Raw genomic sequence first — 16,729 nt, 5'->3', positions numbered from 1 at the left:
AACAAATAGACTAATCGCTGGACGAAGCGGGCAACGGCCCGAAGTTTCACCCGAACCCGGAAGAGGATTCACCCATGACTATGACAACTGAGCAGGCCGCCTGGTTTGCAGGGACATTCGAGAAGCTCGTTGCCAACGTAGGGCAGGCCGTGCTTGGCAAGGCCCACGTCATCCGCCTGACCTTCACGGCCATGCTGGCCGAAGGACACGTCCTCTTCGAGGATGCGCCCGGGACCGGCAAGACCTCCCTGGCACGCGCCCTGGCAGCTACGGTGCAGGGGTCCAACAACCGCATCCAGTTCACTCCGGACCTGCTGCCCTCCGACGTCACGGGCGTAACAATCTACGACCAGAAGACGCAGAAGTTCGAGTTCCACAAGGGCCCCATCTTCAACAACATCGTGCTGGCCGACGAGATCAACCGGGCCTCGCCCAAGACGCAGTCAGCGCTTCTTGAGGTCATGGAGGAATCACGGGTCACCGTCGACGGCACCACCTACGAAGCCGGCCGCCCCTTCATGGTGATGGCCACGCAGAACCCGATCGAGCAGGCCGGCACCTACCGCCTGCCCGAAGCCCAGCTGGACCGCTTCCTGATCAAGACCTCCATCGGCTACCCGGACCACGCGTCCACCGTGAAGCTGCTCGGCGGCGCCAACCTCAAGGACCGGTCCAAGGAGATCACTGCCGTCATCACCACCCAGGCGATCGGCGACATGGCTGACCTGGCCGCAACGACCCACGTGGACACCGCCGTCCTGGAATACATCTCGCGGCTTTGCGAGGAAACCCGCAACGCCCCCGAGACCCGGCTCGGTGTCTCTGTCCGCGGTGCCCTGGCCATGGTCCGTGCCGCCAAAGTCTGGGCAGCAAGCCAAGGCCGCAACTTCGTTCTTCCGGATGACGTGAAGGACCTGGCCAGCGTGGTCTGGACCCACCGTTTTGTGATGGACCCGGAAGCGGAATTCTCCGGCGCCACCGCTGAAGCCGTGCTGGCCCGTGTCCTGACCGAGGTCGCTGCCCCGCAGCAGCGCGCCGGCGTCTAAGCGGTGCCCGCTCACCATCCCGGCAAGACCCACGCGCGAACAAAGGCACAGATATGTCCAGCAGCACTCCGTTGACCCGGCTTGCTGAACGCCTGAAGAGGCCGTTTTCCGGTGAAGGGGCGGCGTCCCGCCTGCGCCCGGCCGCCATGTGGTCCGAAGCCGTCAGCACGGCAGGCCTTGCATTGGCGCCCGCCTGGTCCAAAGTCCGCTGGGCCTGGCTGAAGTACGCCTGGCCGGTCCTCTCGGTGGTCAGCGTCCTGGGCTGGTCCGTCCTCGCCGCGTCCATCCTGCTCTGGAGCGTCGGCCAGGCCTATGGCTGGCAGGAGGCGAAGGCCGCCGCCGTGGCAGCCTTCGTCCTGTTCGTCCTCGCCGTCGGCTTCATCCTGGGCCGCTCCTCATATGGCGTGGTGCTGGACCTCGCCAGAACCAGGGTTGCCGTGGGGGACAGCGCTGTCGGCAGCATCGCGGTGTCCAACACCTCCACGCGTCCCCTCCTGCCGGCAGCGCTTGAGCTCCCCGTGGGAGCCGCGACCGCCGTCTTCCACCTGCCGCGGATGAAACCGCAGCAGGTCCACGAGGACCTGTTCACGATTCCCACCGCCCGGCGGGCGGTCATCATGGTGGGTCCGGTGCGGTCGGTCCGCGCCGACCCCCTGCACCTGCTGCGCCGCCAAGTGTTGTGGACCGAGCCGGAGGACCTCTACGTCCATCCGCGGACCGTTGCCCTGGCCGGGTCCGCCGCCGGTTTCATCCGGGACCTTGAAGGCATGCCCACCACGGACCTGTCCAGCGCGGACGTGTCGTTCCACGCCCTCCGCGACTACGTGCCCGGCGATGACCGCCGCCACATCCACTGGAAAACCACAGCGCGGACCAACAAGCTCATGGTGCGGCAGTTCGAAGAGACACGCCGCGCCCACCTTGCCATCTCGCTCTCCATCAACACGGACGAGTACGAGACCGAGCATGAATTCGAGTTGGCCATTTCCGCTGCCGCTTCCATCGGCCGCCAGGCAATCCGCGAGCAGCGCGAACTCGATGTCCTCACCCAGAAGGGCCCCCTCCGCTGCGAGACCGGCCGGAACATGCTGGACGATATGACCCGGATCGTGGGTTCACCGCTGCGGAAGACCGCCGTCGACCTGGCCCGGTCGCTGGCGGACACCATTCCGAATGCTTCGGTGGTCTTCTTCGTTGTGGGCAGCCGGGTTACCCCCGCCCAGCTCCGCTCGGCGGCCGCCTCGGTAGCGCCGGGAGTGCGCAGCCTCGCCGTCCGCATTCAGGCGGGGGCAGCACCGGCCCGCGCCAACATCGCGGACCTGACAGTCCTGACGCTCGGGGACCTGTCCGACCTCGCCATCATCCTCAGAAAGGCGGCTGCATGAGCTCCGCACCCGCTTCCCGGCCACGCAGGCAGCCCGCGCAGCCGCAGCCGTCCGTCTTCAGCGACGGCCAGCCGGCCTGGCACTTTGCGCTCGACGCCGGTGCTCTGGTTGTCCTGCTGGGGCTCGGCGTCCTCGGGTACAGCCTCAGCTTCGGCGGCGACCCGTATTATCTGATCGCCGGATTCGGCGGCATCCTGCTCGGCCTCGGCATTGCCGCGGCCAACGCCCACCTCAGGCTCGGGACGCTGATCACCGCGGCCGCCGCGCTCGGCTCGTACCTGGTTCTGGGCACCGTGCTTGCCGTGCCGGATGCTGCCATCGCCGGTTTTGTGCCCACGCTGGAGTCCCTGCGGACCCTCCTGCTGGGCGTCGTCTTCTCGTGGAAGGACATGCTCACCGTCGGTGTCCCGGTGGGAACCGCCGGCGGGATGCTTATTGTCCCGTTCCTCAGCGCACTCATCACGGCGCTGGCCGCAGGACTGATGACATGGCGGCTGAAGAGCCCGTACTGGCCGCTCCTGCCCGTACTCGTGCTCTTTGTCACCGGTATCGCGTTCAGCACCAACGCCGGCTTCCTCAACGTGGAGCGCGGCATCTCCCTGACGGTGGTGGCCGTGGCCTGGGCCACCTTCCGCCGGGACGCGCACCGGCGCCGCGACACCCGCAAAGTGTCCGTCAACCGGCCGGAGTCGGACGCGGCCACCGCCCGCCGCGCCAAGGTCCGCCGGCTGGGATCCGCTGCCGGGGTCATCGCTGCCTGCGTCGCCATTACGGCCGTGGCCTCGCCGCTGGTCACCGCCAGCGACGACAGGACGGTCCTCCGCAACACGATCGTTCCCCCGTTCGACCCGAAGGACTACATCACCCCGCTGGCGAGCTTCCGCAACTTCGTCAAGGACAAGAAGGACGACAACCTTTTCATCGTCAAGGGCCTGCCCCGGGACGGACGGGTCAGGCTTGCTGCGCTGGACGCGTTCAACGGCACCAACTACAACATGGACCCGGACAGCTCAGGAAACTTCAGCAAGGTGGGGGATGCCAAGTCCCTCAACACGCTTGCTGACTCCGACGGCATAGTCCCCAGCAACGACTACACGCTGGACATCACCATCGAGGATTACCAGGGGTACTTCCTGCCCGGTGGCCGCCGTACCACCGGAATCAGTTTCACCGGCGACTCTTCCAGCGCTGCTTCGGGGCTGTACTTCAACTCCGGGACGGACACTGCGGTCACCACCAAGGGCCTCGCGAAGGGCGATGCGTACAGCGTCCAGGTATCCGACCCCGCCAAGCTTGAGCACGGCCAGCTGACGCAGTACGACTTCGCCAAAGTGGCCCTTCCGGACGCTTCGGAAGTGCCGCCCGTGGTCGGTTCGCAGGCCAACGATTTGTCGGCCGATGCTCCCACTGCGATCGACCGGGTCCGGCAGATCGAGGCCCATTTCCAGAAGAAGGGGGCCTTCAGCAACGGACTGATCGACGACGGTCAACTGCCAAGCGTGTCCGGGCACGGTTCAGCGCGCATCCGCAGCCTCCTGACCGCCAAGCAGATGCTGGGCGACGATGAGCAGTACGCCGTGGCAATGTCCCTGATGCTCCGGCACCTGGGTATCCCGTCACGGGTGGTGATGGGCTTCTACCCGGATCCGAAGAGCCCGGAAAACGGTGCCGGAGAAGTGAAAATCACCGGCAAGGACGTCCACGCCTGGGTGGAGGTCGCCTTCGACCGTGTCGGCTGGGTGTCCTTCGACCCCACACCGCCCAAGGACAACGTCCCGATCCCGCCGGACCCGGAAAACAAGTCCAAGCCCAAACCCCAGGTCCTGCAGCCGCCGCCCCCGCCGCAGGAGCCGGCCGACCTGCCCCCGGACTCTTCCCCGGACGCGCTTGACGCTGACCAGAAGAAGAACAACCCGTGGCTGTTCTGGGGACCCATCCTCACCGCAATCGGCATCGCCCTGATCCCCATCGGGATCCTGGCGTTGCCACTGCTGCTCATCGCGCTGCTCAAGGGCAGGCGCCGCAAGGCCCGGTTCTCCAACGGACACCCGGCCGAACGGGTTGGTGGCGGCTGGAACGAAGTAGTCAGCCTCGCAACGGACATGGGCGCCGCCGTGGATACCCGGGCAACGCGCCGGGAGTCCGCCGTCGTCCTTGGCGAGGCATTCCCGGGAACGGCGGGCACCACCACGCTGCTGGCGCACCGTGCCGATGCCTCCATTTTCGGGGCCGGCCAGCCCAGTGAAGCGGACGTTCAGGAGTACTGGACAATCGTGGACGGCTCGCTCAGGGAAATGACCGCCACGGTGGGTTTCTGGGGCCGGCAAGCTGCCCGTTTCTCGCCGCGTTCCCTCTTGTCGGACGGCAGGACCGCACTCAAACTGAGGGGACTCCGGCCTGTCCGGCCGGCGAAAACGGACCCCGCGGGTAGGGTGGATGGCGGTCCGGCACCGTCGGGCCCGCCACCGTCGGGCCCGGCCGCGTCCGGGACGGACGACGAACAGACCGTGCTGCGGCGCGATTTGAGAGAGAACCGCAACGAACCATGATGCACGACGCCGAGCGCTGCCAGCGCTGCCAGCAACTGATACGTCCCGGAGCGACGTTCTGCCCGGCCTGTGGTGCCCCTCTGACCAACAGGGCCGCCCGTAACGTCCGGAACATCGACCACTCGCAGCGGGAGCTGATGGAGCGGTCTGCCGCGCATGGCAGCCCGATTCCCGGTAGTATCCCGGTAGCACAGGCGGGGGCGGACGCCGCCGGACCGGGCGCCTTCGGGCAAGCAGCCCACGGACGGGGGATCCAGGTACACGGAGCCCACGCGCCAGGCGCCTATGTACAAGGCGCCGACGGACAAGGGGGAGGTACCGGAATGGGTGGCAAGCTGGACTTGGTTCCCGCGGCGCCCGGCAAACGCCTGGGCGCCGCCGTGCTCGACTGGGTGGGGCCGGCCGCGTTGCTGGTGGTGATGCTGACCATCGGGTTCACCACGGTCACCCGCACCCAGAGCGGCGGCTTCATCGTTTACGACACAGCGATGCTGGTGCTCCTTGGCGGCATCGCCGTTGGCATTACCGTGGTCTACATGCTGGTGCAGCTCGGAATCGAAGGCCGCTCCGGCAACACCATCGGCAACCGGCTCATGGGCATCCGCAGCACGGACCCGGACGGCTACGCCCCGGGCGGCGGAGCCGTGTTCCTGCGGGGCCTCATCACCGGGGCCGGTCTCCTCCTGACGGTGGCCGCAGCGGTGCTCGTGGTGGTCTTCAAATGGTTCGAAGCCGCCTTGTGGATCCTTGCGCCCCTGGGCCTGCTCGGCATCGCCTGGGCATTCGTGGTCGTGGCTTCCAACGCCTGGGACAGGAACGGCAGGCTCAAAGGCTGGCACGACACTGCAGCCAAGACCCTCGTGTTCGACGTCAACGCCGGCCGCAACCCCATCACAACCGGGGGGATCCAGGGCCCGTACAGCTTTGCCCCGGTGGACCTGCCTCCCGTGCAACAGGTTTCCTCACCGATTGCGGGCGCGGCCAGCAGGCCGGCCCAAGGAACTCCTGCGCAAGCACCCGCGAGTGCCCAGGTCATCAACCCCCAGGGCGCGACGGTGCAGGGCGACAACGCTCCTGTGGCAATTCCGCAGGCGCCCCTGAACCCGAACCAGTGGCAGCCTCCGGCAGCGCCCCAGCCGTGGGCCGGCCCTGCCGCCGCTGCGCCTGTTCCACCGGCGGCACCTGCCGGGCCCGCCCCGGTCCAGACCAGGCCGCTGCCGGACCCGGACGTCCAGGGCCCGGCTGCGCAGCCACTGCCGGCCCAGGATCTGACGGCGCGGGCACCTGGCACGCCGGCGCAGACGGTTCCGGCGTGGGCTTTCCACCCGGACGACGACCACGACCGGACCCAGATGCGCGGGCAAACCGTGCCGGCCCCGGTGGCTGTGCTACGCATCAGGCTGGACGATGGCCGCGACTTCCAGCTTGACCGAACCGTCCTTATCGGGCGGAATCCGAGCGGCCTTCCGGGCGAACAGATCTCGCAACTGCTCGCCGTCGCCGACCCCGGCCGTTCCATCTCCAAGACCCACCTGCACCTGCTCGAGGACAACGGCGGCGTCTGGGTTACCGACCGCAACTCCACCAACGGCAGCGCCGTCACCACACCGGACGGCATCCGTACTGCTTTGCAGGCCGGGGAACCCGCCTTTGTACGCCCAGGGTCCACCGTGCACTTCGGTGACCGCACCTTCCACCTAGGACAGGCATGAATTCCCAGCCGGCAGCCGCCACCTCTGACATGGGCCGGGAGCCCGGACTCCAATTGAGCTGCGGCTACGGCACGGACCGTGGCCTGCGCCGGGAACTCAATGAGGATTCGTTCATCGCCTCGGATCCGGTGTTCGCCGTCGCGGACGGCATGGGAGGGCACGAAGCCGGCGAGATCGCCAGCGGAATCTGTGTCCGGACACTCGCCGGAATGCCGCAGCTGGCCACGGGGGAGCGGACGGCCACGGCCGACGTCGTACAGCAGTACCTGGTCAGTGCCGATGAACGCATCCGCACCGCCACGGGCTCGCGCGCCGGCACCACCCTCTCCGGTGTTGTGGTGGTGGAACAAATGGGTGTCCCGTATTGGCTGGTCATGAACATCGGCGACTCGCGGACCTACCGGCTGAGCCAGGGCGAATTCGTGCAGGTCAGCGTTGACCATTCCGAAGTGCAGGAGCTAGTCGACGCGGGCGAAATCACCAAGGAGCAGGCGGCAGTCCATCCCCGCAGGCACGTCGTGACCCGCGCCCTCGGGACCGGCGACGAGACGGAAGCCGACTACTGGCTGCTGCCCGTCGAGGAAGGCGACCGCATCATGGTCTGCTCGGACGGCCTGAACGCCGAGCTCACCGACGACCACATGTTCCGGATCCTGAGCACGGTGGGCCACCCCCAGGACGCCGTGGACGCCCTCATCCAGGCGGCACTCCGCAGCGGCGGCCGTGACAACGTCACCGTGATCGTCGTGGATGCCAGGAATGTCATGAACGACGCCGGAACGGACACCGCGCCCCGTCCGGCGGTCGAAGACGAGGACACGTTGCCGCGCACCGAAGTGCTCGACAGCGCGGCCGTGGACACGGAGGAACTTCCCGAGGTTCCCGGTTCCGCGCAGCCTGCCGATGCACCGGACTCTGCGGACCCGGCGCCGGCCGGGGACGCTCCGGATGCCGTAAACGAAAACGAGGACCGCCACGATGGTCTCAAGTAGCTACACCCCGGGAACCTGGCTTGGGGTGGTCCGGTCCGGGACAGCTGTGTTGCTGGCGCCCGCGACGCCGCCTGCGCTTGTGGACTCGCTCTGGGAGTTGCTGGCCCGCGATCCTGAAGTCCACGAAGTATTGCACGCGGTAACCAGTGCCTCCTCCGGTTCGCTGGCACAGATTCCGTGGTTCGGCATCGTGGAGTTCCGGGATTCCCTCCGGGTGTTCCTTCGCGGTGACATTGAGCTGACGGCCCAGCTTGCCGCAGGACCGGTGGAGCTGAACGGCAGCGACGTGACCACCTGGACCGAGCGCAGGCTCAGCGCACCGGAATCCTATAAGGTCTCGGTTCCCGGCGACGCGGCCGGGGCAGCCGAACTCCCGCTGGCTGAGGGCGTTGTGCTGTTGCAGAGCCTCACCGTGGGACGCGTCGCCGCGGCCCTGGCGCCGATGCCGGAGGCGCCGATGCCGGAAACGTCCGGAACGAAAGAGGGCGGGCCGGCGGAAGTCCCCGTCGCGGAAGTTCCCGTCGCGGAAGTCCCGGTGGCAGAGCCAGCCGCTGAGGTGCCGGGGGCCCTGGAGCCGGTGGAACCTGCGCAAGCCCCTGCGCACGCCCCGGAACCCGTTCGCGAGGTGTCTGCTGAACACGGTGCGTCCGCCGAAACCGTGATGGGTCTTCCCGATGACGACCTCGACTACACGAACCACGGAAGGGCCGGCCTGCCGGACGGCGCTGCCACGGACGGCGCTGCCACGGACGGCGCGGGCACGGAAGATGCAGCCAAGGAAGACGCAGGCACGGAGGTTGCCGACGCCGCCCCCGGAACGGAGGCTCCGGAAGCGGTTCCCGCGAACGAGCTGACGGGAAGTTACGACCATCTGTGGGACAAGACCGTTATGCGTCGCATTGAGGACGCCGCGGTGCGTGATGAGCCCCAGGAGGAGCCGGGGGACCAGTCCGGCGTGGAACCGGCCGGCCCGGAGGAATCTTCCGACGGGCACCGCGATCAGCAGGAGGCAGCAGCGGAGGAACCCGCGCAAGTCGACGCCCAGCCGTCCTTCCGTGCACAGTTGCCCGTGCCCGCACACCCAAGCATGCCTGCTTCGCCCCTGATCCCTGCCCAGCAGGGCGGGCTGATCGACTCCGTCCCGTGGAACACCGGCGGCGACATGCCGGCCCGGCCGGCCGGGCCGCCGTCGTTCGTTCCGGAGTCGTTCGTTCCGCCGTCGTCAGGCGAAACGCCGGACCGGCAAAGCCCGTCAGCTGTGCCCGCGCCGGAAGGCGACCACGACGGCGAAACGATCATGAAAAGCGACCTCGGGCTCGGAACCGCCCCGCAGGTGCCGGCCCCTGCCGCCGGAAGCGGCCCGGCCACCGGCCCCATGGTCCTGGCCCGTGTCTGCGCGCAAGGCCACGCGAACCCGCCCACGCACGCGCAGTGCACCGGCTGCGGTATGGCCCTGGCTTCCGACGCCGTACAGGTGCGGCGCCCACGGCTGGGGCGCGTTCGGGTGTCCACCGGCGAACTGATCGACCTGGACCAGTCGCTCGTGATCGGCCGCCAGCCTTCCGTGTCCCGGGTCCAGGGCGGCGGCATGCCGCGGCTCGTCCAGGTGGCAAGCCCCAGCGGCGATATTTCCCGGTCACATGTTGAAGTGCGCCTTGAAGGCTGGCATGTGATGCTGTGCGACCTCAAGGCCACCAACGGCACCGTCCTGGTCCGGGAAGGCCAGCCGCCCCGGCGCCTTGCCCAGAACGAGATGGCCATCCTGCTAGACGGTGATATTGCAGAACTCGGCGACGATGTATCGCTGCGGTTCGAGGAGATTCTATGAGTTCCAAGCGGCCCGTAGCCCCGCCGCCGCCCATTCCCGGCTTCACGTACATCAGCCTGCTCGGTTCGGGCGGGTTCTCCGACGTCTATCTGTACGAACAGGACAGACCGCGGCGCAAGGTTGCCGTCAAGGTGCTCCTGTCCGACCTGAAGACAGAGGGTGCCCGGCGCCGCTTCGAATCCGAAGCGAACCTCATGGCCCAGCTGTCCTCGCACCCGTACATCGTCACCATCTTCGAAGCCGAAGTCACCGAGGACGGCCATTCCTACCTGGCCATGGAGTACTGCTCCCGGCCAAGCCTGGACGTCCGCTACCGCCGGCAGCGGTTCAGCGTGGATGAAGTCCTGGCCGTCGGGATCCAGGTGGCATCCGCCGTCGAGACCGCCCACCGGGCCGGCATTGCCCACCGGGACATCAAACCGGCCAACATCCTGGTCACCGACTACAACCGTCCGGCGCTGACGGACTTCGGCATCTCCGGCACCCTCGGCAGCGATGCGGACGAGGACGCCGGGATGTCGATTCCGTGGTCCCCGCCCGAACAGTTCCGGGACGGCCCGGTGGACGGCGTGATGGTGGACGTCTGGGCGCTAGGTGCCACGCTGTACACGCTTCTGGCCGGACGGTCGCCGTTCGTCCTGCCGGGTGCCGACAATTCGCAGCGCGAACTGATTTCCCGGATCACCAACTCACCGGTGCCCCGGCTGGGGCGTGCGGACGTCCCCGAGTCACTGGAGCTGGCGCTCTCGACGGCGATGGCCAAGTCGGCCGCCTCCCGGTACTCCTCGGCCCATGCCTTCGCCCTGGCATTGCAGCGCACGCAGGCGGAGCTCAACCTTTCAGTCACCCCCTTCGAGGTCCTGGAGGAGGCTCACGGCGACGACAGCCACCCGGACGACGGCTTCGAGGAAACCAGGGTGCGGAGCATCGCCTCCGTGGATCCGGACCAGACGGGACACGCCCCGACGTTCCCGGCCAGGGCACGTCCTGTGTCCCCTTCCGGGTTCACTCCTGTCATGCCTTCGGCACCACCGGCACCTTCGGGGCCGGTTCCGGGGCCGGCCGCACGTCCGGATCAACACGATGACTGGGCGCAGGGCACCATGCTGCGCGGCAGCATCGCGGCAGCACCGCCGGCCGGCGCCGGACCTGATGTCACCGACGACGCGACGGTCCACCGGGGTTCCGCGGGGAAGCAGGGAGGCTGGCAGGGCGGTCCGGCGGTCCGGGACTACCGCAGCGACGCCGACATCGCCGCCACGGTCAACAGGCCGCAGCCGGTGCATGAGGTACCTGCGGAGGCCCCCGTTGACCACAGCAAGCGGAACCTCTGGTTGTCGGTGGCGGGTGCTGCCGTGCTGGCCGTCGCCGTCGTCATCGGCATTGTCCTGGCAAATTCCGCCGTGCCGAAAACGGTGCCGACCGAAACGGTGAGCAAGCCACCCGCTGATCCGCTGGACAGCGGTACTGTTCCAGACGTCGAAGGCCTTGCCGGGGCGCGTGATGACCCGGCAGGGAGACTCGTCGTCTTCAGGTGGAGGAACCCGCAGCCCAAGGACGGCGACACGTACAAGTGGCGAATCAAGACCGCCCAATCCGACGGCACCTATGAGACCGAGCGTGCGTTGAACATCGTTGTTTCCGGGCTTAACCCGCCGGTCTGCGTCCAGGTCATCATCGTCCGCGCCGACGGTGCCGCTTCACCGGGAGGGCCTGACTCCATTGCTTGCTTTGGCTCGTAGCCGCCACATGGAACAAATGCACAGCCGACTGAGGAGGCACGGAAAATGGGGGATCTAGCAATAGATTTCTGTGGCGAGTGGTACGACCCGTCGGACGAGGACGTCTTCAGCATCGGACGCGAGGGTGACCTCGAAGTCGACGACAACCCGTACCTGCATCGGCGGTTCCTCCAGATTGCCCGGTACGACGGCATCTGGTGGCTCAGCAACGTCGGAAGCATGCTGTCCGCGACGGTGGCGGACGGCACCGGCGGGATGCAGGCCTGGCTGTCACCCGGCGCACGGATTCCGCTCGTCTTCAGCCACACCAACGTGATCTTCACTGCCGGTCCCACCACCTACGAGTTTGCCGTCCACCTCAAGACGCCCTCTTTCCGGCAGGAGGTCCCCGGTGACGAGAGCGGCGGGGACACGACCATCGGACCTGTTGTTTTCACCGATTCCCAAAAAGCGCTCATCGTCGCGCTCGCCGAGCCCATGCTGCGGCGCGACGGCACCGGCTTCAGTGCCATCCCGTCGTCGGCCGCCGCTGCCAAGACCCTGGGCTGGGCACTGACCCGGTTCAACAGAAAGCTGGACAACGTGTGCGACAAACTGGACCGCGTCGGTGTGGCCGGGCTCCGCGGGGGAGGCGGGAAGCTGGCCACCAACCGGCGCGCGCGGCTGGTTGAACACGCCGTGACGTCGCACCTGGTGACGGCGGACGACCTGTACCTGATCGAGCAAATGAGGGGGGTCGACGAAGGGTGAAAATCCGACTGACACTGCGCCGGGATCCGGCCGAGGCCAAAGACCTCGCCGTCACCGTTGACGGCCTGGCAACCGTGGCGGACATCGCCACCCAGCTGTGGGCCGCCGATCCCGAACGGCGCGGGACCCAGCCGCCGGAGAACCTCTCGCTCTGCATCGATGAGGCGTTCGTGGCCGGCGGGATGCGCGGCAACATCCTCAACCGCGCGGACAACCTGCTTGAATCGGGGCTCCGGCCCGGATCCATCGTCTCGCTGACGCAGGTCAGCGAGCAGTTTGCCGCCCCCGGAGCGAGCCGCGGACCCGCCGCGGCGACACTCCGTGTTTTGTCCGGGCCCGACGTCGGGCAGGAATTTTCGCTGCCGTCCGGCACCAGCTACATCGGCCGGGACCGTGACGTCGACATCCGGCTGTCGGACCCCATGACGTCCAAGCGGCACGCGCGCATCACGGTGGGGGAAACCGTGGAAATCGTGGACACAAATTCCGCGAACGGGCTGATCATGGACGGGCTGCCGGTCACCCGGGCAACCCTGAACTCCTCGGACACCGTGACGCTGGGCGACACGACCGTTTCCGTTGTGGGGCTTGGCCACCACGGGGGTGCGCCGACGTCGCCGTTGGTGGACTTCAACCGTTCGCCCCGTGTGGTGCCGCGCTTCGCTCCGCCCAAGCGCGTGCTCCCGGCCGGACCCAAACGCCAGGACCACCACCCGTTCCCCTACATCATGCTGATCGCGCCGCTCATGATGGGCGCCATCTTGTTTGCCGTCACGGGCAACGTGCTGTCGGTGCTGTTCATGATGATGATGCCGCTGTTCATCATCGGCCACTACGTGGACCACAAGATGCAAAGCAAGCGGGAACGCAAGGAGCAGCTGAAGCAGTTCCGCGAAGCAATGGCGGTGTTCCGCAAGGACATCACGGAACTTCAGCACATCGAGCGTTCCGTGCGCCTCCAGGAGGCTCCCTCCGTCAGCGACACAGTGGATTCCATCTACAAACTGGGACCCCTGCTCTGGACGCACCGGCCCGAGCACAAGGGGTTCCTGGGCCTGCGCTTCGGGCTGGGTACGGCGCCGTCGCGCATTGCGTTCGAAGAGCCCGGCAACAACGAAACCGAAGCCGAGTACATGCAGGAAATCCAGGCCTGCCTCAAACAGTTCCAGGACATCGAAGGTGTTCCCATCGTGTCCCAGCTCCGCTCCTCCGGCGCCTTTGGTCTCGCAGGCGGGCGCGGCCTGGTGGACGATGTGGCGCGCGGCATGGTGCTGCAGACGGTGGGGCTGCATTCCCCGGCCGAAGTGGTGGTTACGGCAATCACCTCCGCCCAGTCCAGGGAACGCTGGAACTGGCTTCAGTGGCTGCCCCACGTCGGCTCGGGGCACAGCCCGCTCAGCGGCGACCACCTCGCGGCGGGACCGGCCGGCGGGTCCTCACTGCTCGCACGGCTGGAGGACCTCGTTGACCAGCGCGAAGCGGGCGCGCAGTCGCCGCGTCCCGCGCCCCGGCCAGGCGTCGACAGCGAGAACGGCGACATCCCTGCCCCGGTCCTGCCGTCCGTGCTGGTGATCGTCGAAGACGATGCTCCCGTTGACCGCGGACGGCTGACACGGCTCGTGGAACGCGGGCCGGATTCCGGCGTCCATGTCATGTGGGTTGCCACCAGCGCGCAGTCCCTTCCGGCCGCGTGCCGCGACTTCATGGTGGTCGACGGCGACCATGGAACCACCACCGGCCAGGTCCGGCTGGGCCGCCACACCTACCCGGTCAGCTGCGAAAGCCTCGACGCCGAACTGGCCGCCCAACTGGCCCGGATGCTCTCCCCGGTGGTGGATGTGGGCAAGCCTGTTGACGACGACTCCGACCTGCCCCGCGCTGTGTCCTACGTGAGCCTGATCGGCAAGGACTTCATGGACAACCCCCAGGCGGTGGCGGACCGCTGGAAAGAGAACAACTCGGTCCGTGCCACCGCCGTCGCCAACCGCAAGGACAACGGCACGCTCCGTGCCCTGGTCGGATCGAAGGGCGTCGAACCGCTGTACCTCGACCTGAAGAACGAGGGTCCGCACGCACTCGTGGGTGGAACCACGGGCGCCGGAAAATCCGAATTCCTGCAGTCCTGGGTCATGGGCATGGCGGCCGCGTACAGCCCGGACCGGGTGAGCTTCCTGTTCGTGGACTACAAGGGCGGTGCCGCCTTTGCCGACTGCCTGCACCTGCCCCACACCGTGGGCCTGGTAACCGATCTCTCGCAGCACCTGGTGCGCCGCGCCCTGACCTCCCTCCGGGCCGAACTGCACTACCGGGAGCACCTGCTCAACCGGAAGAAGGCAAAGGACCTCCTGGGCCTCCAGCGCGAGGCGGATCCCGAGGCCCCGCCGTACCTCATCATCATCGTGGACGAGTTCGCTGCCCTCGCCACCGAAGTCCCCGAGTTCGTGGACGGTGTGGTGGATGTGGCAGCCCGCGGCCGTTCCCTGGGCCTCCACCTGATCCTCGCCACCCAGCGGCCCGCCGGCGTCATCAAGGACAGCCTGCGCGCCAATACCAACCTGCGGGTGGCGCTCCGCATGGCCGACGAGGAGGATGCCACGGACATTCTCGGCGTTCCCACGGCGGCCTACTTCGATCCCTCGATCCCGGGCCGCGGTGCCGCGAAGACCGGCCCCGGCCGGATCCAGGGCTTCCAGACCGGCTACGCCGGCGGCTGGACCACGGAAAAACCGCAGGCTCCGCAGATGGACATCGTGGAAATGGCGTTCGGATCGGGGCCCAGCTGGGCCGCGCCCGCGCCTGAGAAGCCCGTGCGGGAGGAACCTGCCGGCCCCAACGACATTGCGCGGATGACGGCCAACATCATCAAGGCAGCCGGGGTGCTTTCCATCGAGCCGCCACGTAAACCGTGGCTCAACGAGCTGGCGAAGACCTACGATTTCTCCAAGCTGCCCAACCCCAGGACGGACGAACGCCTCCTCCTGGGTGTGGCCGACGACCCCGCCCACCAGGACCAGCCCACCGTCTTCTACGAGCCGGACAAAGACGGCAACATGGCCATCTACGGAACGGGCGGATCGGGTAAGTCAGCCGCCCTGCGGGGCATCGCCATCGCTGCGGCAATCACTCCGCGCGGAGGCCCTGTCCACGTCTACGGCATCGACTGCGGTTCCTCCGGACTGAAGATGCTCGACGGCCTGCCGCACGTGGGCGAGATCATCAATGGCGACGACGTCGAACGCGTCGGAAGGCTGCTCCGGTGGCTGCGCGACGTGGCCGATGACCGCGCCGCCCGCTATTCCGAAGTCCGCGCCTCCACCATCGTGGAATACCGGAAGTTGGCCAACGACCCGGAAGAGAAGCGGATCTTCATCCTGGTGGACGGCATGTCCAGCTTCCGCGAAGCCTATGAATACAGCCGCCTCTCCGCACTGTGGGACATTTTCCTGCAACTGGCCACGGACGGCCGGCCGTTGGGCATCCACCTGGTAGTCACCGGCGACCGGCCCAATTCCGTCCCGGCCTCGCTGCTGGCGTCGATCCAGCGGCGCCTGGTGCTGCGGCTCTCGTCCGAAGACGATTACATTTCGCTGGATGTACCGAAGGACGTCCTGAGCCAGGCGTCGCCCCCGGGCCGCGGCCTGCTCGGAGCCCATGAGGTCCAGCTTGCCGTGCTCGGCGGCGACTCGAACCTGGCGCTGCAGGCGCGCGAGGTGCACAAGCTCAGCGAGGCCATGCTGCGCCAAGGCATGGATAAGGCGCCGCAGATCGAACGGCTGCCCGAACAGGTTGACCTGGACATTCTTCCGGCCGGCAGCCAGGACCTTCCGGTCATCGGTGTGGACGACGAAACGCTCCAGCCGGCCGAGATCATGGCCAAGGGCCCGCTGCTCGTTGCCGGTCCGCCAGGTGCCGGCCGGACAGTTGCCCTGGTCACCATGGCCTACGCCCTGCGCCGGTCTAACCCCGGCGCCGAACTGATCTACATCGGCTCCCGCCGGTCCGCCGTGGCGTCGCTGAAGGTATGGAACCGGTCACTCGTTGGCCCTGATGACGTCGAGGAGGCCATTGACGGACTGGTGGACTACTCCGCGGAGAACCCCGGCAGGCTTGCCATCTTCATCGAGGGTCTTACCGAGTTCACGGACACCGGCGCCGAGTCCGGCATCGAGCGGCTTGTCACCACGTCCATCAAGTCCGATCAGTGGGTGGTGGGAGAGTCTGAAACCTCCACCTGGTCCTCGGCCTGGTCGTTGTCGCAGCCGTTCAAATCCGGCCGGCGGGGACTGCTGATCAACCCCGGCGACATCGAAGGCGACAGCCTGCTCAACACCTCACTGGGCAAGATCAGTTCGGACTTCATTCCGGGGCGCGGTTACATTGTGGGCCGGGGCAAGGTCCGCAAGCTGCAAATCGCGCTGCCCCCTGAGAACCGCAACCAGACCGAACCGGACCTGGGCCGCGTGGGAGCGGCACGGTGAGTGGTGCATGGGGAGCGGTGCCCATCGACGATGGGTTGGACCGCGGGATAGGTTCTAGGTAATGGATCTTCCGGATGAGCCGGGGGCCGCTGGGGAGCCGATCGGATCGGGTCCGTTGACTAAAGGGAGATAACTAATGGCTATTTGGGGTGCAGACATTGCTCAGCTCAAGGCGCTCGGAACCAAGCTGCAGGCTGGTTCGTCCGAGATTGAGAAGCAGAAGTCGCAGCTGTCGAAGGCTCTTGAC

Annotated in this window: 9 protein-coding genes; all 9 read left to right on the top strand. The window is 67.4% G+C overall.

Features of this window, described 5'->3' with window-relative positions; all coding sequences use genetic code 11:
• Window positions 1–74 precede the first annotated feature (74 nt).
• From AC1DRE_RS11450 to AC1DRE_RS11410, 9 genes are read left to right on the top strand one after another with little or no spacing between them, the layout of a single operon-like run.
• A complete protein-coding gene (locus AC1DRE_RS11450) occupies window positions 75–1,046 on the top strand; it encodes an AAA family ATPase (protein ID WP_104172632.1) in 972 nt (323 codons plus the stop codon).
• Between the two features lie 53 nt (window positions 1,047–1,099).
• A complete protein-coding gene (locus AC1DRE_RS11445; RefSeq protein WP_476984751.1) occupies window positions 1,100–2,431 on the top strand; it encodes a DUF58 domain-containing protein in 1,332 nt (443 codons plus the stop codon).
• The gene (locus tag AC1DRE_RS11440; protein WP_476984750.1) at window positions 2,428–4,980 is read left to right on the top strand and encodes a transglutaminase TgpA family protein; all 2,553 of its coding nucleotides are present in this window, start codon (window positions 2,428–2,430) and stop codon (window positions 4,978–4,980) included. Before AC1DRE_RS11445 ends, AC1DRE_RS11440 begins: the two co-directional genes overlap by 4 nt.
• Window positions 4,977–6,692, top strand: coding sequence for an RDD family protein (locus tag AC1DRE_RS11435; protein ID WP_476984749.1), 1,716 nt, complete (start codon window positions 4,977–4,979; stop codon window positions 6,690–6,692). The genes AC1DRE_RS11440 and AC1DRE_RS11435 overlap by 4 nt, the downstream gene beginning before the upstream one ends.
• Window positions 6,689–7,684: a PP2C family protein-serine/threonine phosphatase gene (locus AC1DRE_RS11430; protein ID WP_476984748.1), complete on the top strand. Its 996-nt coding sequence runs from the start codon at window positions 6,689–6,691 to the stop codon at window positions 7,682–7,684. The genes AC1DRE_RS11435 and AC1DRE_RS11430 overlap by 4 nt, the downstream gene beginning before the upstream one ends.
• Entirely contained in the window at window positions 7,671–9,512 is a 1,842-nt protein-coding gene (locus AC1DRE_RS11425; RefSeq protein WP_476984747.1) for an FHA domain-containing protein, read from the top strand. The genes AC1DRE_RS11430 and AC1DRE_RS11425 overlap by 14 nt, the downstream gene beginning before the upstream one ends.
• Window positions 9,509–11,254: a serine/threonine-protein kinase gene (locus AC1DRE_RS11420; protein WP_476984746.1), complete on the top strand. Its 1,746-nt coding sequence runs from the start codon at window positions 9,509–9,511 to the stop codon at window positions 11,252–11,254. Before AC1DRE_RS11425 ends, AC1DRE_RS11420 begins: the two co-directional genes overlap by 4 nt.
• 45 nt (window positions 11,255–11,299) lie before the next feature.
• A complete protein-coding gene (locus AC1DRE_RS11415) occupies window positions 11,300–12,004 on the top strand; it encodes a hypothetical protein (protein WP_364120313.1) in 705 nt (234 codons plus the stop codon).
• Window positions 12,001–16,482: an FtsK/SpoIIIE domain-containing protein gene (locus AC1DRE_RS11410; RefSeq protein ID WP_476984745.1), complete on the top strand. Its 4,482-nt coding sequence runs from the start codon at window positions 12,001–12,003 to the stop codon at window positions 16,480–16,482. Before AC1DRE_RS11415 ends, AC1DRE_RS11410 begins: the two co-directional genes overlap by 4 nt.
• Window positions 16,483–16,729 lie beyond the last annotated feature (247 nt).

Source organism: Arthrobacter sp. P4_H3, assembly GCF_056400885.1.
This window is presented reverse-complemented; position numbering and strand designations above follow the sequence as displayed.

Excerpts from the sequence above, each read along its gene's own strand:
- AC1DRE_RS11435 (WP_476984749.1), top strand. The coding sequence starts at position 4,977 with ATGATGCACGACGCCGAGCGCTGCCAGCGCTGCCAGCAACTGATACGT.
- AC1DRE_RS11415 (WP_364120313.1), top strand. The coding sequence starts at position 11,300 with ATGGGGGATCTAGCAATAGATTTCTGTGGCGAGTGGTACGACCCGTCG.
- AC1DRE_RS11450 (WP_104172632.1), top strand. The coding sequence starts at position 75 with ATGACTATGACAACTGAGCAGGCCGCCTGGTTTGCAGGGACATTCGAG.
- AC1DRE_RS11445 (WP_476984751.1), top strand. The coding sequence starts at position 1,100 with ATGTCCAGCAGCACTCCGTTGACCCGGCTTGCTGAACGCCTGAAGAGG.
- AC1DRE_RS11420 (WP_476984746.1), top strand. The coding sequence starts at position 9,509 with ATGAGTTCCAAGCGGCCCGTAGCCCCGCCGCCGCCCATTCCCGGCTTC.
- AC1DRE_RS11440 (WP_476984750.1), top strand. The coding sequence starts at position 2,428 with ATGAGCTCCGCACCCGCTTCCCGGCCACGCAGGCAGCCCGCGCAGCCG.
- AC1DRE_RS11425 (WP_476984747.1), top strand. The coding sequence starts at position 7,671 with ATGGTCTCAAGTAGCTACACCCCGGGAACCTGGCTTGGGGTGGTCCGG.
- AC1DRE_RS11430 (WP_476984748.1), top strand. The coding sequence starts at position 6,689 with ATGAATTCCCAGCCGGCAGCCGCCACCTCTGACATGGGCCGGGAGCCC.